14 protein-coding genes are annotated in these 22669 nt (G+C 44.7%); 2 read left to right on the top strand and 12 right to left on the bottom strand.

Annotation, left to right across the window (positions count from 1 at the left end):
- The first annotated feature begins 28 nt into the window (after nt 1-28).
- Nucleotides 29-619, top strand: coding sequence for a biotin transporter BioY (locus tag MKY85_RS13295; protein ID WP_339242262.1), 591 nt, complete (start codon nt 29-31; stop codon nt 617-619).
- Between the two features lie 127 nt (nt 620-746).
- Here MKY85_RS13295 and MKY85_RS13290 read toward each other — a convergent pair whose 3' ends face one another.
- The 5 genes from MKY85_RS13290 to MKY85_RS13270 form a co-directional block, all read right to left on the bottom strand.
- Nucleotides 747-2216: an Msr family ABC-F type ribosomal protection protein gene (locus MKY85_RS13290; protein ID WP_342572846.1), complete on the bottom strand. Its 1470-nt coding sequence runs from the start codon at nt 2214-2216 to the stop codon at nt 747-749.
- A gap of 481 nt (nt 2217-2697) precedes the next feature.
- Complete coding sequence (locus tag MKY85_RS13285) at nt 2698-4581, bottom strand: beta-glucoside-specific PTS transporter subunit IIABC (protein WP_342572844.1); 1884 nt, start codon at nt 4579-4581, stop codon at nt 2698-2700.
- A gap of 217 nt (nt 4582-4798) precedes the next feature.
- Nucleotides 4799-5629, bottom strand: a complete 831-nt coding sequence (locus MKY85_RS13280) for a PRD domain-containing protein (protein ID WP_339242256.1) — start codon at nt 5627-5629, stop codon at nt 4799-4801.
- Nucleotides 5630-6154: 525 nt separating this feature from the next.
- Complete coding sequence (locus MKY85_RS13275; protein ID WP_342573357.1) at nt 6155-7597, bottom strand: 6-phospho-beta-glucosidase; 1443 nt, start codon at nt 7595-7597, stop codon at nt 6155-6157.
- 363 nt (nt 7598-7960) lie between these two features.
- Nucleotides 7961-8791, bottom strand: coding sequence for an amidohydrolase family protein (locus MKY85_RS13270; RefSeq protein WP_342572840.1), 831 nt, complete (start codon nt 8789-8791; stop codon nt 7961-7963).
- Nucleotides 8792-9108: 317 nt separating this feature from the next.
- Between MKY85_RS13270 and MKY85_RS13265 the strand changes: the two genes are divergently transcribed.
- On the top strand, nt 9109-10836 hold the full coding sequence (locus MKY85_RS13265) for a cellulase family glycosylhydrolase (RefSeq protein WP_342573356.1): 1728 nt from the start codon (nt 9109-9111) through the stop codon (nt 10834-10836).
- 140 nt (nt 10837-10976) lie between these two features.
- Here the strand turns inward: MKY85_RS13265 and MKY85_RS13260 are convergent, their stop codons facing one another.
- The 7 genes from MKY85_RS13260 to MKY85_RS13230 all read right to left on the bottom strand — a co-directional run bounded on the left by MKY85_RS13260 (nt 10977) and on the right by MKY85_RS13230 (nt 22377).
- Nucleotides 10977-12959 (bottom strand): sucrose-specific PTS transporter subunit IIBC, encoded by a 1983-nt coding sequence (locus MKY85_RS13260; protein WP_342572838.1) that lies wholly within the window; start codon nt 12957-12959, stop codon nt 10977-10979.
- A gap of 26 nt (nt 12960-12985) precedes the next feature.
- Entirely contained in the window at nt 12986-14461 is a 1476-nt protein-coding gene (locus MKY85_RS13255; protein WP_342572837.1) for a sucrose-6-phosphate hydrolase, read from the bottom strand.
- A 345-nt stretch (nt 14462-14806) separates the two neighbouring features.
- Nucleotides 14807-15790: a LacI family DNA-binding transcriptional regulator gene (locus MKY85_RS13250; RefSeq protein WP_342572835.1), complete on the bottom strand. Its 984-nt coding sequence runs from the start codon at nt 15788-15790 to the stop codon at nt 14807-14809.
- A gap of 242 nt (nt 15791-16032) precedes the next feature.
- Nucleotides 16033-17706 carry a ribonuclease J gene (locus MKY85_RS13245; RefSeq protein WP_342572833.1) on the bottom strand — a complete coding sequence of 558 codons (1674 nt, stop codon included), beginning with the start codon at nt 17704-17706 and terminating at the stop codon, nt 16033-16035.
- A gap of 150 nt (nt 17707-17856) precedes the next feature.
- Nucleotides 17857-19128 carry an L-rhamnose isomerase gene (gene rhaA, locus MKY85_RS13240; protein ID WP_342572831.1) on the bottom strand — a complete coding sequence of 424 codons (1272 nt, stop codon included), beginning with the start codon at nt 19126-19128 and terminating at the stop codon, nt 17857-17859.
- Nucleotides 19129-19147: 19 nt separating this feature from the next.
- Nucleotides 19148-21217 (bottom strand): bifunctional aldolase/short-chain dehydrogenase, encoded by a 2070-nt coding sequence (locus tag MKY85_RS13235; RefSeq protein WP_342572829.1) that lies wholly within the window; start codon nt 21215-21217, stop codon nt 19148-19150.
- 179 nt (nt 21218-21396) lie between these two features.
- Nucleotides 21397-22377, bottom strand: a complete 981-nt coding sequence (locus tag MKY85_RS13230) for a glycoside hydrolase family 5 protein (RefSeq protein ID WP_342572827.1) — start codon at nt 22375-22377, stop codon at nt 21397-21399.
- Between the last annotated feature and the right edge of the window lie 292 nt (nt 22378-22669).

Here is a 22669-nt window from a genome sequence, read left to right as displayed (position 1 = left end):
TTACCAAAATGGAGAGGATTGTTCAAACATGAAATTATCTTTGCGAGGCATTGTATTCAGCGCCCTTATGGCCGCAATATTAGTACTTTTTGGTTACATAAGCATTCCTATTGGCTTTTCCCCAGTACCCATAACATTACAAACCTTGGCTGTTATGCTGGCCGGAGGGTTACTTGGTCCGTTGTATGGGTTCTTAAGTATTGCTCTCGTTGTTGTGCTGACAGCACTAGGCTTCCCACTTCTACATGGAACTGGTGGTCTTGCTGTTCTCTTAGGTCCGACCGGGGGATATGTTGTAATCTGGCCCTTTTCCGCACTCCTGATCGGTTTGTTCCTCTCCAAAGTGAGAATCCAAGGGTTTAAAGGTTTTATTTTTGCGTTTATCATCATTGAATTATTTGGTTCACTATTAAATTATGTCTCAGGCGTTCCCTGGCTGGCTTATGCATACAAAATGTCCTTGCCCGAGGCCATGATTCAAGGATTCTATCCTTACATTATTGGTGATCTGATCAAAGCGGTATTTGCCACGATCATCATCGCACCCGTGCGCATGGTATTTCCACCTCAACGTCTTACAGGTAACATGCATTCAACGGTTGTAAAAATCGATTCTTAATGAATCTACATATCCTATTGGATCACGAGCATCCATATTCTAAAACAAAAACAGCCAAAATCTCTTTGGCTGTTTTTGTTGGTTGTTCTGTCATGGAAGTGTCCAGTGTAAATATTTTTAGTTCAACTTATATATTCACCCGAATTAATTGACGCTCCGCAATCTGAAATTGTTGATCCGCTGTATTTTCAACGAACCTCTGGTCATGAGATACATAGAGAATCGTTCCTTCATACGCCTTGATAAAACGCTCCAACGCTTCCAAGGCATGCATATCAAGAAAATTCGTCGGCTCATCCAACAATAGAATGTTATATTGCCCAAGAAACAAATAACATAATTGAAGACGAATCGCTTCTCCTCCACTTAATGTTCCCACATTCTTGAGCAAGTCATTCCCTGTAAACTGCATCGCGTGCAACGCACTTCTAAGCTCTGATTCCTCATATTCCGAACGATTTTTCAGAAATTGTAATACAGTATCTTTCATCGTGAAACGATAGCTCATTTGCTGAAAATAACCGATCTTTGCTTTTGGAGACATCGTGATTCCATCTCCAGCACGGAAAACATGGTTAAGCAATGTGCTTTTCCCGCTGCCATTGGTTCCGGTTATCGCTATTTTTTGTTTTAACGGAATTTGAAAACTTGCATCCTCCAATAATATGTTTCCACCCACTTCAAGCGTAAGGCGAGCTGCCATAATTGGAAATCGGTTGTGTAACTCCAATGTCTTCGGCTGACGGAAGATAATCGGTCGATCCTCCTGCACAGCATTCACCTCTTGAAGTTGTTGCATGCGTTGTTCAATCGCTTTAGCAGCACGATGCACTGCTTTTTGACTGGTACCTTTGGATTTGGTCTCAAACATGCGGTTTGCTTTTGCCTTGGATTCTTTTTTGGACATGTTTCCAGCCTGCGTTATTTTCTCGGCTTTCTTCATCTTTTCCTGGGCGGCCAGCTCCAATCTTCTTTTCTCTTTGGAGAATTGTTCATGGGCCAGGTTCTGCTGTTCACGCTCCAACCTCTTCTGTTCCTGATAATCACTATAGTTACCGGTATATACGTGGACTTCTCCCTGATGAATTTCCCAGATGGTGGTCACCAGTTCATCCAGAAGCGCACGGTCATGACTGATCAGCACGATTGCCCCATAGTAATACCGCAATTCATCCAGCAAAAATGTAATACCCTCGTGGTCCAGATGGGTTGTGGGTTCATCCAGCAACAATACTTCGTGGTAATGAGTGAACATCTGAGCCAGTTTTAGACGGGTCTGTTCACCGCCACTCCATGTTTTATCATGTTGTGGAATCGCTAATTTGCTGAGTAAAGCGGCGTCAACTTCCAGATTTTCGTTAGGTTGGGGAGGTTCCACTTGTTCCAAATAACCAAACTCTGCGTAACGGTTTACCTTTCCGGTTGTCGGCTGGATCTGTCCCGCCATGAGTTTCAACAATGTACTTTTACCCTGACCATTACCACCTACTATACCGATGCGATCCAGTTGATGCACGGCCAGTCGCTCAATGTTCAGAACTGCTTTATCCATAAAGGTCATCTCAACCTGCACTAATTCAAAACATATCTTTTCCATATTCGCTACCTCCGAAATAAGATTTATTTCGTATCGATAGCGAAGCACACTTCTATCGATACGAGCTTATCGCGCCAGCTCGTATCAATAGAACAGTAATGTCATCATAGCGGTGTACCTCCTGTCGTCTCTATTGAGCATCGTATCTGCTCAGACTCGTGATAAGTAAACCAAAAAATCACAGGCCAAAGGCCTGTGATCCAATGTAAACGGGAATACAAGTTAAACCATGTATATAAGGTCAGGAAAATTGAAAATGACAGACTGATCCCGTTTACTCTGAACGAACCGTCAGAGCCTTTGAACGTATTCAATTACCGATTCAAAGGAAGGAAACGCAGTCTCATCGCATGTGTCATGTTCAATAGTCCACCTTTCATTATCATGTAATAGAAGTACATTTCTAATTATAATTTTCCAATTCCACCATGTCAACGGAACCAGCAAAACTCTAATTCATTGAATTTATATTGATTCTACTTTATTCCTCTCCCTTTCCACTGTTCAACTTCAATAGAAGATCCCGGGTATCAACCTGACCTGTTGCCTGCGGAATGACTTCCTCATAGTTGGCGGAATTCGTTACGATAATAGGTGTCACCGTATGATAACCAGCCGCTTTAATCTGCGCAATATCGAATTCTAGCAGCAGATCTCCCGCTTTGACCCTGTCCCCTTCTTTGATATGAGAGACAAAATGCTGCCCATCCAATTTAACAGTATCAACTCCAACGTGAACCAATATTTCAGCACCAGTGTCTGATACTACAGCCAAGGCATGTTTTTTCTTGAATGCAACGGTAACTGTACCGTCAAAAGGCGCTACCACTCTGCCCACAGCTGGCTCAATCGCAATCCCTTTACCCATTGCTCCCGATGCAAATGCCGGATCTGGAACTTCCGACAATTCCACAATCGTGCCCTGAATTGGGCTAAATACTTCTTCGTCTGAAGCATTCATTGTACGGGCAGGTTGCTGAGCAGATGACGTAGAATCGGACTTTGTTTCTTCTTCAACCGGATCTTTGAAGCCCATGATGTACGTCAGTACAGCTGAAACGACAAAGGATACTACGATACCCAAAATCAATCCTGGGAAGCCTTGCCCACCTGGTCCGTAGAAGATTGGCAAAGTCAGCAATCCCGGTGCACCAGACGCGAATGCCAAAGTGCCCGCTTGACCAATGATCGCTCCACCAACTGCACCACCGATTACTCCAGCAATGAACGGACGTTTCAGTGGTAATGTTACCCCATAGATAGCCGGTTCAGTGATACCGAATAATGCGGTCAATGTGGATGATCCAGCCAGCGTTTTCAGTTTTTTGTTCTTGGTTTTCAGCATAACCCCAAAAGCCGCGCCCGTTTGAGCAAAGATCGAAGCTGTCGCAGCCGGTTTAACGCCATCCTGTCCATACACTGCAACGTTGTTGATAAATACCGGAATAAGACCCCAGTGTATTCCGAAGATAACGAGCAACTGCCAGCTTGCACCCATAACGGCTCCCGCAAGCAATGGACTGAATCCAAATGCAGCAACGAGTCCGGCTGCAATTGCATTACCAACGTATACACCAAATGGTCCGAATACCAACAGTGTCAGAGGTACCATAATCACTAGCAAAAATAACGGTGTAACAAAGTTTTTCACACTATCGTGAAGTGTCTTATTAAAGAACTTCTCCAACTTGCTCATGACAATGACAGCTAAAATGATAGGAATAACCGTAGATGAATAGTTCATCAGAATGACAGGGATACCGAAGAAATCCGTTGGTGTTCCCTCTGCTTTCAACGTGACGATGGATGGATAGATCAGTGCTCCCGCAATCGTCATCGCTACAAACATATTACCCTGGAATTTACGCGCTGTTGTAACCGCTAACAACAGAGGCAGGAAGTAGAAGAGACTATCTGCTGCTGCATACAGGATCGTATAAGTTGTTTCTGTCGTTTCCAGCCATCCGATATTACTTGCAATCAACAATAACCCTTTTAGAATACCGGCTCCCGCCATAACTCCCAGAAGTGGAGCAAAGATGCTGGAAATGATATCAATGATACCGCCAATCCCCTTGGCTTTTTTGCCCGGTTTTTCTTTGTTCGACGAATCATCCAGAATGTTGCTGATCTGTCCAATGGCATTATAGACTTCAGGCACCTTGTTACCAACAACAACCTGAAACTGTCCTCCATTTTCTTTGACTGCGATGATACCTTCTGTTTTCTCCAGCTTGGCCTTGTCTGCCTTGGCGTCGTCCTTCAATACAAACCGTAACCGTGTTGCACAATGAACAAGCGACTCCACATTTTTCTCACCGCCGACGAGTTCTACGATCTCTTTGGCCAGTTTCTCTTGATTCATAATCTGCACCCCCACTTTTTCTCAAACAGGCCCTTTACCGATTTTTTTGCACGCAAAAAACCTAAGCCTTGAGTAAGGGGACACTGACACAATGGTCCTGACCTTCTCATGACTTAGGTTTTGCCTGCATAACCAGTAACAATCCCAGTTAAATCGTATTCAATTCCTGTTAATCACATATTATTATAATTAAACCATTTTTGTCAACATTTAAATATTATCGATTAACCACTCGTTCGATATGAACTGTCAGATACAACTTTTCTTCATTGGTCAGCTCATGGTTGTACTCTTTTTTGACAAACAACTCAATCTTCTCCGCACACGCTGCGGCATCAGGATGCTTCTCCTTAATCATGTCATAGAAATGATCATAGTTGTTGTCGTAATGCGTACCACTGAGCACTCGCTGAGAGAAAAACTTCAAATGTGTAATGAAGCGAAAATAACTGAGAGAATCCTCATCAAATTCCATTTTGAAATGATATTTCGCTATATTAATAATTTGCTGAATAAACTTCGTAATGTTCATCGTTGTAATGACTTCTTCGTTCATCTCTGCGTTGACAATATGAAGGGCGATAAACGCGGCTTCATCTGGTGGAAGCTCAATATTCATGCGAGTGTTGATCTGTTCCAGTGTCTTCAGACCCAGCTCGAATTCAGGCTTGTACAACTGCTTGATCTCCCACATTAATGCGTTCTTGATCTCCACGCCTTCCCGATAACGTTCGATGGCGAAGTTAATATGGTCCGTAAGGGACACATAGATGTTCTCATTGAGCTTTCGGCCGAGATTCTCACGCGCATACGTGATGATCTCTTCCACAATTTCAATCAGTTCCATCGGAACTTCACGCAGCAGCATTTTGAAATTATCGGATGTCTGTTTGTTTTTCAATGCAAATACTTTTTGGATGCGGGTCTCGTCTACTTTATCCCCCGGCTTTTTCTTAAAGGCAATCCCACGTCCCATCACCACAAGCTCTGCTCCATCCGCCTGATAGATGCTAATGACGTTATTGTTGATAACCTTTGCTATTTTCACTTCAATCCCCCCGTCACGTTCCACTCTCTTGGCAGTTATACATCGTCTTTTGGGCATACAAAAAAAACCTGAAGCATCACAAAATAAACAAGACATGGTGGTCTGCTTTTTTGGTGCTTAGGTTTTGCCTACTTCGCGTAGTAACAATCCCAGAAACGATATAATTGCGTCAAGTATAGCGCGAACCTGACTATATGTCAACGCTTTCAATGCGGGAACAAGCGGAAGTTCCATGGTTATATCAATTGAACTAGAGAATATTCACACTAGCTACTTCGATGACAGAACAACCTTCCGATCGCTGTTATCCCCAGATTTTTCGATTCCCTTTTTAAAAGGGTAAATCCGGTGATAGCGTATGCTTCCGATGTAGCTTTCTTGCAGAAAGCTTGTAGGCGAACGCTTCGCTTCTCCAGCTTTTTTCTGTCCTCTCCGTTTTGTGTAAATGTTTAGTTCAATTGATATAGATGAAACTTCCGATGTTTTATTGCCGTTCAAGACCATTTTAATTCAGAAAAGTATAAACTACTCGTCACCTAGGTTTGTTCCGTTAGATGCAATCACATTTTTGTACCAGTCAAAACTCTTCTTCTTCAGTCGTGTTAGCTCTCCTTGACCTTCATTATCACGGTCCACGTAAATGTAGCCATAACGTTTTCTCATCTCTCCTGAGGATGCACTTACAATATCAATAGGTCCCCAGCTGGTGTAACCGATGATGTTGACCCCATCCTGAATGGCCTCACCCATTTCAGCTACATGGCGTTTCAAGTAATCAATCCGGTATGCATCATCCACTTCACCTTCAGGTGTAACCACGTCATTGGCACCAAATCCATTTTCAACGACAAACAACGGTTTCTGATAACGGTCATGAAGCTGATTGGCAGTAATACGGAATCCTTTTGGATCAATCGTCCATCCCCATTCGGACTTCGCCAGATATGGATTGGCTACCGAGCCAAATACATTGCCACTGGTCATATTTTTGACAACTTCAGGATCGGTACTCGTAGTACGACTTGAATAGTAGCTGAATCCGATATAATCTACGGTATGATTCTTCAAGATTTCCGCATCACCCGGCTGCATAACAATGTTCAACCCGTGATCCTTGAAGAAACGTTTGGCGTAACCCGGATATTCCCCACGTGATTGCACATCAATGAAGAAATAGGATTCTCTATCTTTTTCCATACCTTGGAACACATCTTCCGGATTACAGGTATACGGATAGAAGCTTCCTGCCGCTAGCATACAGCCAATCATGGCACCAGGGATAATCTCATGACATGCTTTGACTGCCAGTGCACTTGCAACCAGTTGATGGTGAGCAGCCTGATATTGAATTTCCTTGATATTATCGCCTTCATTGAACGCCAGCCCCGCGCCAAGGAATGGAAGATGAAGCAGCATGTTGATCTCATTAAATGTCATCCAGTATTTCACCTTGTCTTGGTACCGTGTGAATACTGTTTTAGCGTACTTCTCGAATAAGGTTACCAGTTCACGACTTCTCCAGCTACCATACTTCTCTATCAGGTGCACAGGCACATCGAAGTGAGCTAATGTAACGACAGGTTCAATACCATGCTTCAACAATTCATCGAACAGGTTATCGTAAAATTGCAATCCTGCTTCATTTGGCTGTGCATCTTCTCCTGTTGGGAAAATCCGTGCCCAGGCAATGGAGACACGCAGTGCCTTGAATCCCATTTCGGCAAACAGAGCAATATCTTCAGGGTAACGGTGATAAAAATCGATTGCTTCATGTGAAGGATAGAATTCGGTAGCGAGCGGCGTAAAAGCTGGAACATGACCTTTCATAATGCTTCTGCGGCTCTCTCCTGTTGGCAGCAAATCAACGATGCTCAGTCCTTTGCCATTTTCCAGATACGCGCCCTCCGCCTGATTGGCAGCAATGGCTCCACCCCATAGAAAATCTTTAGGAAACTCAAAATTCGTCATCATCATTTCTCCTTCCAAATATGTAATTCAGCTATCCGCTCAAATCATTAGAATATTAAAAAGACAAAATATTTAAGTTGAACTACACAATTACACATAAACGGAGAGGACAGAAAAAATCTGGGGATAACAGCGATTGGAAGATTGTTCTGGCCGCGTAGTCGTCTCGTGTAAAATCGGTTGTTCAGCTTAAATAGAAAAAACCCGAACCAGCCTGGTTACACGATTACGTGTAAACAAGCCAGCTCAGGTTATGCCCATATCGGTAACATTCCCAGATCAATTATGCGGATTGGATAAAACTTTAGCAAGAATCAGAACCGTTGTCAACTTCCCGAAACCGGTTTAACGAAGAAATGCCCATTATGATATTTGATAAAAGGCAGCACATGTCCCACCAAGAATCATCTGTTGCTCAGACTCTGATAGGGATTGAATGTGGGTCTTAATGAGACCGTATACTTCAGAATACGAAGCCGCAAGGTTACTCACTGGCCAATCGGACCCAAACATTAACCGTTCCGCACCAAAGGCTTCTATGGCGATATTCAGATAGGATGTAAAGTCACTCGGAGTCCAACTTGCCCAATCTGCTTCAGTCACTATTCCTGAAAGTTTACAATATGTGTTTGGTTGGGCAGCCAATGACTCCAGTGCTTCTTGCCATGGTGAGAGTATTCCTGATTTTATGTCGGGTTTGGCTAGATGATCAAGTACAAATCGCTGTTCAGGAAACGCCTTAACCAGGTCAACGGCATAAGGCAGTTGCTCCTTGGATACCAACAGATCATAGGCCAAATCATACTCTTTAAGCAATGAAATCCCGCGCTGAAAATCTTCTCTCAAAACATACTGAAGATCAGGCTCATCCTGTATGACATGACGCACACCCTTCAGAACCGGATTGGACGCGAGCAGTTCAAGCTGATTTCGAACATCATCCGAACAAAGATCCACCCATCCGACCACACCTTTGATAAACTCGTATTGGTCTGCCAGTTGCAGAAGCCACTCAGTTTCTGTCAGTGATTGTCTCGCTTGCACTGCAATGCATCCGTCCATCCCCGATTGTGTTAATATAGGTTCCAGATCATGTGGGAGAAAAGACTGACGAATGGCTTTCATCTCTTCCCCAATCCATCCATACTCGGCAATACTGTATTCCCAGAAATGTTGATGTGCATCCAGCTTCATTTTACATTCCTCCAAGAGTATATGAATCTAATTATTGTTAAAATCAATTATATCATCTCAATTCCAAATAAAATCATTATCTTCACACAATCTACTAGCTAAACCAGATCACTAATTATCACATGAGTTTTATTGCAATTATGCGGGTATCCCCCTATATATAATCATGATATATTAAATTCCGAAAACGCTTTCAATACATAATTCGGTGGTGATCCCATTTTTGAACAAGTCATGATTTGGTTTGAGTTGAGCTCCATTTTCACAGTTGCTTAACTTCTATTCAAGTTCAACCATTCTAACTGAAGGAGATTATGTTGATGAAAAAAAATCGTAAATCGGTCCTCTCTCTTACACTTGTAACTGCCATGATTCTGTCTCTGTTCTCTTCGGCTGTCGCTTCCGCTGCAACAGACAACAGTGAACAGGCCAGTACCTCAACCGCGCCAAGCAAAATGCAGGCATACGTGAACGCCATGGAGCCTGGCTGGAATCTGGGTAACTCTCTGGATGCCGTTGGTGAGGATGAGACAGCCTGGGGCAATCCGCGCATTACGAAGGAACTAATTCAATCGATCGCAGCTGAGGGCTACAACAGTATCCGTATTCCTGTGACCTGGGAAGCTCACATCGGTGACGCACCCGACTATACAATTGATTCCGCTTACATGAATCGGGTTCAAGAAGTAGTGAACTGGGCCCTCGATGCCGATCTCTACGTCATGATCAATCTTCACCATGACTCCTGGCGCTGGATCAGTTACATGGAGAAAGACCATGACAACGTACTTGCCCGTTACAATGCTGCTTGGACTCAGATCGCTGACAAGTTCAAAGATGCATCCGACAAACTCATGTTCGAAAGTGTTAACGAACCCCGCTTCTCCGAAGGAGGTACAACAGATGCGGCTATTGGATATCGCATGCTGGACGAGTTGAATACTTCTTTTCATAAGATTGTAAGAACTTCGGGAGGAAACAACGATACACGTCCACTTGTGCTTCCAACGATGCATACTTCTTCCGCTCAACCTGATCTGGATGAACTGAATAAGACCATTCAAAAATTGAGTGACCCCAACATTATTGCAACCGTTCACTATTACGGGTTCTGGCCATTCAGTGTGAATATTGCAGGTTACACCAAGTATAACGAGGAAGTCCAGAAAGACATTACCGATACCTTCGATCGGGTATACAATGCTTTTACAGCCAAAGGCATTCCGGTTATCGTCGGTGAGTATGGCTTGCTTGGTTTTGACCAGCATACAGGTGTCATTGAACAAGGCGAAAAGCTGAAATTCTTCGAATTTGTTGGGCAATATCTGCGTCAAAAACAGATGACAACGATGTTGTGGGATAACGGACAACACTTCGGACGCACAAGCTTTACTTGGTCTGATCAGGAACTGTTTGATACGATGAAAGCAAGCTGGACAGGTCGCTCATCCACAGCTGAAACGGACCTCGTGTACCTTAAACAAAATGAAAGCATTCAAGATAAAAAAGTAAAACTCAATCTGAATGGCAACAAATTTAATTCGTTGAAGAATGGAACTACTCCTCTTGTCAGAGGTAAAGACTATACGATCAAAAAAGATGTGCTTACGTTAAAATCCAATCTGTTAACCACATTGACAGCCTCTGGTGATTTGGGCGTAAATGCCACACTCACAGCAGGATTCAACCAAGGTGCGGACTGGAATTTTAATATCATTAAATATGACACACCTACGTTAAACGATACGACTGGTACAACCAGTGCATTTGCCATTCCAACTACGTTTAACGGCAACCAACTGGCAACGATGGAAGCGACATATGCCAACGGGGAGAACGCCGGTCCACAGAACTGGACTTCGTTCAAAGAGTTCTCTTACACGTTCAGCCCAGATTACGATCGTCAGGTGATCGAGCTAAAACCTAACTTCTTTAATGAAACCAATGATGGCGAAGTCACCCTCAAGTTCCACTTCTGGAACGGCGATGTGCTGACGTATAAAATCACAAAAAATGGAACCAGTGTTGTTGGCGTAGCTTCATAACGGTTTTAAGGGTTTCTAAATTCTTAGTTCCCATCGGAATTACAAAACGTTCTGTCCAGAGCAATGGGCTCGGACAGAACGTTTCTGTTTTGTTATAAAAATTGCATAGAAATTTAGCGAAAATAATTTCATACGTTCACTTATTGAGGTTCATTGAATCTCACCACAAGCATTGCATCCCCATTGGCATGTACAGGACCGGTTGAGGTTCCTGTAACCGTTGCTATCGCTTCATTCCCGCTTGGAATCAGCACAGGTGTTATCAACGGCAGACCCGCAGCCTGAATGACATCCATGTCGAATTCGATCAATAATTGCCCTGCAGTTACACGATCTCCGCTATTCACATGCGCGGTAAAACCATTTCCTTTGAGTCCAACCGTATTAATTCCGATATGAACCAGCAGCTGTACACCTGTCTCATGTTCCAGAATCACCGCATGTTTACTTTTGTTCATGACATGTGCAATGACACCATCAAACGGTGCATACACTTTACCTTCTGATGGTTCAATGGCAATGCCCTCACCCATATGTTTTTCCGAGAAAGCCGGATCAGGTACCTGCTCCAAATCAACGACAGTACCATTCATCGGCGAAGCGATTTCGAGCAATTCTACCTTAGGACGATTGCTTATAACAGCATCGGTAACTGAATTGGTGCGCGGATTAGAATCCGCTGCATGAACGTCAACTGATGTTACTCCACTGTGGTCATGGCTCACCGGTTCCTCTGCAATCGGTTGATCCTTATATCCGAAGAACCAGGTAAGTGCAAAAGCAATCGCCATGGCAACCACGTTGGACAAGATGTACAACGGCAGTTGGCTGTTGAGATAGAGCAATGTTCCAGGGATAACCGTTACTGCCATGCCTGTACCTTGCAGATGGAACAGGGAAGCGATGAAACCACCCACACCACCACCAACCAGCCCCATAATAAATGGTTTCATATAACGCAGGTTAACACCGAAGATGGCAGGCTCGGTAATGCCCAGAAAAGCAGACAATGACGAAGGTAATGCGAGTGCTTTGAGTTTCATATTTTTGGTTTTCAGACCAACCGCAAGACAAGCGGCTCCTTGTGCAGCCATGGCACAGGTGATAATCGCGTTGAACGGATTGAATCCTGTTTTCTCCAATAGCTGAATCTCCAGGAAGTTAAAGATGTGATGCACACCGGTAACAACAATAATCTGATGGAAGAATCCAATGATAATACCTGCGATGCCAAACGGAAGATCCAATACAGCCGTTGTTCCATGCAGTACCCACTCTTCCAGGGAATGGAACACGGGACCAATCGCGAACAGTCCAAGTGTAATCATAACCGTTAACGTTATAAAAGGAGTCAGAATCAAGTCCAGTGCCTCAGGCACCCGTCTTCTTAGTACCTTCTCGAACTTGGCTCCAATCAAACCTACGAAGAACGCAGGCAGGACCGACCCCTGATAACCCACGACAGGGATAAAACCGAACATATGCAGCGGCTGGGCTGATCCATCCGCCACCGCGTAAGCATTGGGTAATGCCGGATTAACCAGCATTAGCCCCAGTACGATACCAAGTACCGGACTTCCGCCGAATACGCGGAATGCAGACCACGCTACAAGTGCAGGCAGAAATGCAAATGCCGTATCCGTCAGAATCTGAGTAAACAACAGGAAATTGGAAGAGATATCATCAGGTGTTGCACCAAACAATGCCAAAATTTCATTCTGGGTAAGTAATCCGCGCAAGCCCATGAACAACCCTGTAGCTACCAGTACGGGGATGATGGGTACAAATACGTCACCAAAAGTGCGGATTGCCCGTTGAAAAGCGTTTCCTTCCTTTTTTCCCTGACTCTTCACATCATCCTTAGACGATCCTTCGATTCCCAGCTTCTCAACCTCTTCAAAGATTCGATTCACCGTTCCCGTACCAAAGATAATCTGATATTGACCCGAGTTGAAAAAAGCCCCTTTCACCTTTTCGATGTTCTCGACCGTTTTCTGATCAATCTTCTCTTTATCCTTCACCATGATGCGAAGACGTGTTGCACAGTGTGCAAATGATGCGATATTCTCTTTGCCCCCGATGGCATGAATGACTTCCTGGGCAATCCGTTGATTCTCCGACATGTTATCTCATTCCTCTCACGTAATACTTAATAAATCCATTGTGTTGCTTCGAAATCAGCTTTGCCTCCGTGTGCAAAGAAACGAATATCCACGCTGTCCCGACTTGGGAAAATGCGGCTGGTAAAGACCTCTTCCCCGTCGTTCACAAAGATCTCAACTGAAGATGCGTCTACGAACAGATGGAATTTAATTACGTCCGCAGTAAGCGCGCACCGCCGTACAGCGCCATTTTGCTCTGCCAGCTCGGCACCAGACATCGTCCGATCCAGAATAACTTTCTGCTGAATCCGATCATACAGAAGAACCGTTTTCTCCGTTCCACTTGCACGGAATTCGATGCCGACCATCTCTGCATCTGCTTGGCTTATCTCACATATCAGCTCATAGGAAATTCCATTCAAACCAGTGAAAGATCGACTCTCATGGTCAATCGTTACACGAATATGCATGCCTTCCTCCTGTTGACGCAATTGGTTCATCTCAACAACCGGTTGTTGAATTAACTTCCCGCCTCGCAGTGTCAACTGCCGAGGAATGGTCAGGCAATGAGCCCAACCGTTATCATCTGTCGGATATGCCAGATCAGGAAGCCCCATCCAACCAACCAGAATACGTCTTCCATCCGGGCCCTGCATGGTTTGTGGAGCATAGAAGTCGAATCCACGATCCAACTCCTGAAACTCACCATGATTGAACTCTCTCGTCTGAAGATTGAGCGGCTCACCGATCAGATAACCGGACTGAAAAATATTCTGATAATGATCTCCTGCAGCATCTAAGCCTTGTGGTGAAAAGACAAGCACGCCTTTCCCGTCTATCTCCATATAATCCGGGCACTCCCACATGTAACCAAAGGAAGTGAATTGCGTGCGAATTTCACCAAGAAACTCCCAGTTGTTCAGATCAATTGAGCGATACAGCACCGTACATCCCGTCTCGTTTGTTCTCTGCGCACCAATGACACAATAATATGTACCTCCTTGTTGCCACACCTTGGGATCTCTGAAGTGTTCCGTGTATCCGGCTGGAACAGACGAGATTATGGGATCATTCCGTTTGGTTACTGAACCGCTTTCATCCATGACAGCCAAGCATTGATATGGATGTCTGACCCAAGCCTCATTCCTCGTATTGCCCGTGTACAGCAAGTGCAGCTTGCGATCTTTTTCAATCGCACTTCCGGAATAAGCTCCGTGTGAGTCATACCAGCTATCCGGTTCGATTCCAATCCCGACATTTTCCCAGTTCACCAAATTCTTCGAGCGGGTATGATACCAGTATTTCATGCCGTGTTCTGTTCCAAGTGGAAACCACTGATAGAAGAGATGATAATAGCCTTGATAATATGCAAAGCCGTTAGGGTCATTAAGCAGACCCGTTATGGGCTGGATGTGGTAACTCTGTCTCCATGGACACTCGGATATCTGTGCTTCAAGCTTCGCAATCTCTTCAGGCTCAGCTTGTTCAATTCGTCTATAGCGCTGCTCTCTAGTCATTTTCATAGCTGTTCTCCATTCTCGCTTATATAAGTTAGACCAAGAAACTTCACACTGGGACTACGATGGCAGAACAATCCTCCGATCGCTGTTATCCCCAGATTTCCTGATCCCTTATCTAAAGGGTGAAATCCGGTGATAAAGGCGAGCACTCCGTTTCTTCAGATTTTTTCTGCCCTCTCCGTCATGTTTATTTCTTATTTAACTTATACGAAAATCAAATTATAGGAACCGGTTCCAACGGATACAAAAAAATAATTCCATTTGGCATTAATGCCTTCCCGTGTTCGCATATCCATATTGGATATCCACTATGGAACCGGTTCGATGGAATTATCATAAAGGATGTTTTTATAATTTGTCAACGCTTTCTCGAGGAATCAGTTCTACGTCCAGTGTTGTTCGTGCCTCCACCGACTCGCCTTTGACCAGACGAATAATGTGATTCGCCGCTACTTTCCCTGCCCGCAAATAATCATATTTCACAGTCGTCAGCATGGGATGGATCATCTCCGTAATCTCATATCCGCCAAATCCGGTAACAGACAAATCTTGCGGTATGCGAATTTTATTGGAGAACGCGATCTTCATCACACCCAGTGCGATATTATCCGTGGCCCCTACAATGATTGTTGGTGTGATTTCTTTCAGGATGGCTTCAGCGGTCACGATGGCTTCAGACATCTTGAAGCTCGTCTCATAATACTTCACTTCACTTCCACCACACTCGGCGATTGCTCGCTGGAACCCTTGTTTACGATAGATCCCTACCGCCCGATCCTTCTCGCTAACCCCCATATAGACGATCTTGCGGTGACCCTGTTCGACGACATATCTGCCCATCTCATAACCTGCCTGGTCATCATTATGAACCAGACTGTGCAGTTGCTCATGTTGCTGCCCCACCAATAACACCGGAATCCGTATATCCTCAACAGCCTTCAGATGTGCTTCGGTCACTTCAGCAGCCAAGAGAATAATACCCGACACCTTCTGTCGTGCAAAATCATAAATGGCATCAATCTCACGCTGCATGTCCTGACTCGTATTTGCGATCAACATCTGATATTGATTACTTCGCAGCTCTTCATCAATTCCGATCAGTGTCTGGGAGGTCGCAAAAGAATCGAGACGTGGCACAACCGTACCAATGATACTGGTCTTCTTCGCCTTCAGACTCTGTGCAAATGTGTTAGGAACATAATTGTATTGTTTGATAATACGCTCAATCTTCTGGCGTGTATCCTCACTAACCGATCCGCCATTCAGGTAGCGAGAGATCGTGCTTTTTGCCACACCTGCCATCTGAGCGATATCAGAAATCGTTTTATTCATAAAGACCCCTCTTGTTTCTTTAACTAGTTTACCTTTTATTATACTTCGAATCGCAAAGCCATGGCGAATTAGATTCACCTCCGTTTATCGTGTCCAATATACTTTCCTATGTAATAGCAAAAGCCCGATATCACTGTGACGTTCATACAGAAAGTATGATCCCACATTCATCAGGCTGTTAAACTTTCATCTGCACGTTTGCTCAGATCATTAACACAAGAATACTCGCTACATTCTACATCTCAAACTTCAATAATAATAGGCAAGATCATAGGTCTTCTCTTGGTTTGAGCGTAAATATAGTGACCGATCTCGTCTTTCAGCTTTCTTTTGATCACATTCCACTGATTCACGCCAGACGCGGTCAGCTCACCCATCCGGTTTAGAACCAGCTCATGAATTTCATGCATGAATTCTTCCGAGTCCTTGACGAATATGAACCCTCTGGAGATAATTTCCGGTGACGTGACCATCTGCTTTTCCGTTTTGCTTAAGGTAGTTACAATCACCAACATACCATCGGATGACAGTTGCCTGCGATCACGCAGGACAATATTGCCGACATCACCCATGATCAGACCGTCTACGAGACTGTTTCCTGATGCAATTTTGGGACCCAGAGAAGCAGTGCCGTCTTTGTACTGGACCATATCCCCATTATTCACGATAAACACATGATCACGCTCTATACCTACAGACTCGGCAAGCAGCCTGTGCTGATACAACATACGGAACTCACCGTGGATCGGAATCAGATAATCCGGTTTCATCAGGGTCAACATCAATTTGAGCTCTTCCTGACTGCCGTGTCCCGATACATGCATTCCTGCTGCACCACTTGAACCATATATCACACGTGCTCCGAGAACATACAGGTTATCAATGACATGTGCAAGATTCCGTTCATTGCCCGGGATGGCTCCGGCCGCAATAATGACCGTGTCCCCAGCGTTAATTCTTACATGTGGATGCTTACCGGATGCCAGACGTGATAATGCTGCCATCGCTTCTCCCTGGCTACCTGTACATAAGACAACAACCTGTTCAGGTGGAAACTGATCCGAGTCGATGGCTTCAATCAACAATCCGTCAGGAACTTGCAGATACCCCAATTCACTCGCCACCGATACCACATTCACCATACTTCTGCCCAACAGTGCCAGTTTGCGTCCCGTCTCGAATGCTGCATTTACAATCTGCTGTACTCTGCTGACATTTGACGCAAAAGTAGAGATAAATACTTTTTGTTTTGCACGGATAAAGGCATCCAGAATGTGGTCTCCCACTACACGCTCGGAAGGTGTAAATCCCGGTCTTTCTGCATTGGTACTCTCGGAGAGCAAAATATGGACACCCTGTTTGCCAATCTCGGCCATGCGGTGCAGATCTGGGAAAGGTCCATGTACAGGCGACATATCAAATTTGAAATCTCCGGTATGCACGACATTACCCACGGGGGTCTTAAAGAAGATACCAAGACAATCCGGTATACTATGACTGGTTGCGAAAAAGGAAACCTCGATTCCTCCCAGCGTAATGCTGGAGTGAGCATCGATCGTATGCAGGTCCGCCTTGCGCAGAAGTCCATGCTCTTTCAGTTTAAGCTCGATCAACCCTCGAGTGAGCCTGGATGCATACACGGGGATGTTCATTTGTTTTAACAAATAGGGAATGCCACCGATGTGATCTTCATGTCCGTGGGTAACCACAAGACCCCTTACTTTATCCAGATTCTCCAGCAGATACGCAACATCCGGAATGATCAGATCAATCCCAGGCAATGTCTCATCGGGAAACTTCGAACCACAGTCAATCACGATGATGTCCTGATTGTACTGGATCAAATACATATTCTTTCCTATTTCATTCACGCCGCCAAGTGCAGCGATATACAGTTTGTTGTGGGCTAGATTCAACGCTATTACTCCTCCTCTGCGTGGCAAACGTATGCGATACGGATCTATATTCCTAGTATGGAAGCAATCTCCTCACTTATGCATTTCCTTGTGATTAATGTCAAAAAAGAAAAAAACCACCACGGAACTTTCATTCCGCAGTGGTTAGACTTACACCAACGATTTATCACGCTGTAGCAATACGTCTTGTTCATAGGTTTTGATATCGGTGATCCACTTTTCACGAACAGGCACTCCCTGCCTAGCACAATAGTAGTCCCAGATTGCGCCAAACGGATAGGATTTGAACTCTTCCGTTAACGCGAGACGCAGGGTGTAATCTCCATCAAGTTCGGCTTGTTTCAAGGCATCCACCGGTTCCAGCATCGCACGAAGAAGGGCTTTGATTGTGTTGCGAGTACCCACAACCCATGCAGCTACACGGTTAATGCTTGCATCGAAGAAATCCAGTCCAATATGTGTGGTCGCAAGCAGATCATGTCGAACCAGTTCACGGGCAATTTCCAGCAACTCATCGTCCATGATTACCACGTGATCACTGTCCCAGCGCATCGGGCGGCTTACGTGCAGCAGAATGCCACTTGTAAACAATGACAAGGACGACAGTTTATTGGAAATAACCTCTGTTGGATGGAAATGACCCGCATCAAGACAGATCAACGTATCATTTTGCAAACCGTAACCCATATAAAATTCATGAGAACCCACCACATAGGCTTCCGAACCCAGACCAAACAGCTTACTCTCTACCGCATCCAGGTTGTGCTCTGGGTTAAGGCGCTCGCCGAATACTTCATCCAGTGATTCTTTGAGACGTTTGCGTGGAGTCAACCGGTCAACCGGATTATCCTTGAACCCGTCCGGTACCCACACATTGGTTACACATGTCTGACCGAGCTGTTCCCCGAAGTAAGCACCAATCCGGCGGGATGCCTTGCAGTGATCAATCCAGAACTTGCGAATCTCAGGGTCTGGATGACTGAGTGTAAACCCGTCACTTGATTTTTCATGAGAAAAACATGTTGGGTTGAAGTCCAGGCCGAGTCCTTGTTCTTTGGCCCATTTCACCCAGTTCTCATAATGCTTTGGCTCAATCTGATCCAGTTCAACCTGCTCGTCTGTGTCCGTGTATATCGCATGCAGATTGACCTTATGTTTACCAGGAATCAGAGCAAAAGCTTGCTCCAGATCGTTACGAAGTTCTGCTGGTGTGCTCGCAGCCCCCGGGTATTGACCTGTAACGGAAATACCCCCTGTTAACTCGCCATCTTTATTCAGAAAACCTTTAACATCATCGCCTTGCCAACAGTGTACGGATACTTTGATCTCCGCGAGTCTGTTCAGCACCTCTTCTGTATCAATTCCGTGCTGAGCATACAATGCCTTGGCTGCTTCATACGCTTGCTTGACTTGGTTATCCATCCGCAAGAACCCTCCTATTTTAACGTGTAAATGCTGCTGGTACACCGCCATCAATGGTCATCATGCAACCGGTTGTTTTTTCGGATTTTGAAGAGGCAAAGAATGCAATTCCTTCTGCAATATCTCTAGGATAGATATTCACGAGCAATGTCGTCCGTTTGCGGTAATACTCCTCCAATTGATCCGGTTCGATTCCGTATGCCGCTGCCCGTTCGTTTCTCCAGGAACCGTTCCAGATGGCTGAACCCTGTAGAATGGCATCCGGGAGAATCGTGTTGACACGAATGCCATACTCTCCACCTTCTGCTGCAATGCAGCGTGCCAGATGCGCTTCCAGTGCTTTCGCTGAACTGTAAGCAGAGGCACTTTTACCTGCATACACCGAATTCTTGGACCCGATAAATACCATGCTTCCCCCAATACCCTGTTGTTTCATCAGCTTGAACGCTTCACGAGCGACGAGGAAATACCCTGTGCCCAGTACATTCATGTTCAGGTTCCATTCTTTCAAGGATGTTTCGTCAAACGGGCTGGATGTGGCCAATCCTGCATTGTTCACGATAATATCTACTCCGCCATATTGCACCGCAACATCCGCATAAGCCGATTGAACGGCTTCCTCATCGGTCACGTCCATTTTCAGCGCATAAGCACGATTCGCTCCGTACTGATCATTAATCTCCTGTGCTACCTTCTGTGCACCTTCCAGATTAAGATCAGCGAGCACCACATGAGCGCCTTCGGATACCAATCTGCGCGCTGTTTCACTTCCGATACCACCTGCGCCGCCTGTAATAAACGCCACTTTGCGGGAGAATTCGGTTTCTGCCGGAGCGAGAGACAATTTGTACAATTCCAACGGCCAGTACTCCACATTGTAAGACTCGTTTGCACTGAGCGATACGAATTGACCCAAGCTAGTCGCTCCACGCATAACGGCAATCGCTCTGTGGTACAACGCTCCGCTTACTTGGGAAAGCGCCCAACTCTTGCCTGTGTTGATCATGCCCACACCAGGAATGAGGATAACGCGTGGTGCCGCCTCGAACATGACATCACCTTCGTTTTTGTTGCTCTCAAAATACTGCTGATATTGCTCTTTGTAGGCAGCTACACCTTCTACCAGCTTGGCTTTTAAACCTTCGATATCTTCCGCATCCGGTGTCCAATCGATGAACAGAGGTACCACTTTGGTATGTACCAGATGATCCGGACAAGCTGCACCTACCTGAGACAATTCCGGGGAATCTGATCCGCCTACAAAAGCAAGTACGTCCTCTTGATCATCAAAGGACAGAATCATTTTTTTGCTATCTGATACCGCTCCACGAATCGTTGGCATCACACGTGATACGATCTGACGACGAACATCAGCGGCAAGTGCCGGGTGCTTCACACCACCAAACAGACTTTCTTCGTTCACCCGTGCTTCGATGAAAGCTTCTGCTTCATTGATAATCTTGATCGTTTGAGCGTAACATTCCTCGGATGTTTCTCCCCAAGTCACAAGTCCGTGTTTTTCCATCAGTACGAGTTCGGCATGGGGATTCGAGAATACGCTTTCAGCAATCATTTTAGATAATGTAAACCCTGGACGTACGTAGGGCACCCACACAAAACGATCACCGTAGATCTCTTTCGCCAACTCCTTGCCATTATCCGCACAACACAGGCTAATAATCGCATCTGGATGAGTATGATCCACATGTTTATATGGAAGGAACGCATGCAGAAGAGTCTCAATGGAGGCGCGCGGGTGCTTGGCATCGATCATGCAATGTCCCAGATATTCAACCATCTCTTCATCCGACATGGATTCACGTCCAATTAATGGTCTGATATCTTCAAGCCCAAGTCCGGTAAAATGCTTCGCTTCCATCGAACCCAGATCTGAGCCGCTGCCTTTCACATAAATTACTTCTACATCACGACCACGAAAGTCCTTCACTGTCGTTTTGGTAGACGTATTACCACCGTATATGTTACATACACTGCGATCAGAACCAATGAGATTGGATCTATAAACCAGCTGTTCAAGTCCTGTTGTTTTCTCAGATGCCTGCGACGCATTCCATAAACTCTGTACCATTTGTTTCCCTCCGATAATGTTTGTTTTATTCCTGATACGAGTTTAACATCTTTGTTTTATTTTGAAAACAAAATAATTTTAAACAAAACGGAAATATTCAAAAACCATCAATGATTGAGCCATTTTATTAAAAAAAACACCCTGACGTGAACGTCAGAGTGTTCTGTTTCATCGGGGCATTAGAAAATCCCCGCTTTTTGGGAGGTGTTTTTAATACCGTAGGTATCATTAACTACAGTGTTGCCAAAGCTCGTTAAGCTTCCATTCGGACCTGTGGCCATGTCGAGATAGTTCAGACCTGAACTGTTTCCGTACCAAGACCAAGCAAGCCAGCCTACCCCTTTTTCCTGACCATATCTCATGATGGCATACTCGTCCACATCGCCGTTAGTGTGATAGCCTCCGAATTCACCAATGATCAGTGCCAATCCTTTGTTCAGCACATTCTCCATATTGGCTTTGACCGTTGCAGCATCTTTGCCAGCATACTCATACATATGAATGGAGAAGACCGTATTTTTCTGAGAATCGGCAGCAAATACACTTTGTCCATAATCCACGATGGATTGAGGGAACTGTCCCCATCCGGCTGCATCCACAATTAGCGTATTTTTGATTCCGGCATTTCTTAGTTTGGGAATGGCTTGTTTGTAACCATCCGCCCACGCACTTCCATTCCACGTTCCATACCATTCATTAGCGATGTTAACGATTACCCGATCTTCTTTGCCAATCAAAGCTTCCTTAATGCTAATCCAGTAGTTCACCGCCGCGTCCAAAGAATTATAATCATCCTTTCCTGTGGCGTCATGCACTTCGAGTACAGCAATCATTTTATTTTGGTTAACCACATTAATAATATTTTTAACAGCGTTCAGATCATCTTTGGTGTACAGGCTGCCATTCGATAGAACAATACGTACTGTATTGGCACCTGTTTTGGCGATTGCAGGGATAGCGGTATTCAGATCATTCTTGAACCAGGAATGTCCGTGATTAACACCTCTCATGACAAAAGGTTTACCTGTGGAATCATACAACTTGTTACCACTTACATAAAATCCTGTGGCAGCAGATGCTTTGGGGGCTGCACTCCCCAATGCCATGAACATGAGCGCAGCAATAACCGTGAAGATTGTACACTTTTTCAGATTAACCATTTGTTTGCAACCTCCTGAATTGGATTTTTTATTTCAATTAACCCTGCTCTAGGCAATAAGTTAACTAAAATCGCTGGTAATAGACGTTTTAACGGGTAACAAACAAATAAAGACTAACCTTACTAAGGTTAATTTATTTTCCTAAAATAAACCTTATCGATAAGGTTATGAATTCATAATAAAATGAAAACGCTTACTAATCAAGTGTTTTTTACCATTGAATAGCAATCTTTTCTTTTTAAACACCACATCAAAAAGGCTCTTTCCCCTCACACCCGTTCGGAGAAAGAAC

Origin of the sequence: Paenibacillus sp. FSL R5-0749 (assembly GCF_038595085.1) — a bacterium.
Lineage (GTDB): Bacteria > Bacillota > Bacilli > Paenibacillales > Paenibacillaceae > Paenibacillus.
The sequence above is the reverse complement of the archived record's forward strand: the minus strand, read 5'-3'. Positions and strand labels throughout refer to the sequence as shown.

What these genes read in the sequence shown, in the direction of transcription:
- MKY85_RS13295 (WP_339242262.1), top strand. Translation starts at nt 29, where the DNA reads ATGAAATTATCTTTGCGAGGCATTGTATTCAGCGCCCTTATGGCCGCA.
- MKY85_RS13290 (WP_342572846.1), bottom strand. Translation starts at nt 2,216, where the DNA reads ATGGAAAAGATATGTTTTGAATTAGTGCAGGTTGAGATGACCTTTATG.
- MKY85_RS13285 (WP_342572844.1), bottom strand. Translation starts at nt 4,581, where the DNA reads ATGAATCAAGAGAAACTGGCCAAAGAGATCGTAGAACTCGTCGGCGGT.
- MKY85_RS13275 (WP_342573357.1), bottom strand. Translation starts at nt 7,597, where the DNA reads ATGACGAATTTTGAGTTTCCTAAAGATTTTCTATGGGGTGGAGCCATT.
- MKY85_RS13270 (WP_342572840.1), bottom strand. Translation starts at nt 8,791, where the DNA reads ATGAAGCTGGATGCACATCAACATTTCTGGGAATACAGTATTGCCGAG.
- MKY85_RS13260 (WP_342572838.1), bottom strand. Translation starts at nt 12,959, where the DNA reads ATGTCGGAGAATCAACGGATTGCCCAGGAAGTCATTCATGCCATCGGG.
- MKY85_RS13255 (WP_342572837.1), bottom strand. Translation starts at nt 14,461, where the DNA reads ATGAAAATGACTAGAGAGCAGCGCTATAGACGAATTGAACAAGCTGAG.
- MKY85_RS13250 (WP_342572835.1), bottom strand. Translation starts at nt 15,790, where the DNA reads ATGAATAAAACGATTTCTGATATCGCTCAGATGGCAGGTGTGGCAAAA.
- rhaA (WP_342572831.1), bottom strand. Translation starts at nt 19,128, where the DNA reads ATGGATAACCAAGTCAAGCAAGCGTATGAAGCAGCCAAGGCATTGTAT.
- MKY85_RS13235 (WP_342572829.1), bottom strand. Translation starts at nt 21,217, where the DNA reads ATGGTACAGAGTTTATGGAATGCGTCGCAGGCATCTGAGAAAACAACA.
- MKY85_RS13230 (WP_342572827.1), bottom strand. Translation starts at nt 22,377, where the DNA reads ATGGTTAATCTGAAAAAGTGTACAATCTTCACGGTTATTGCTGCGCTC.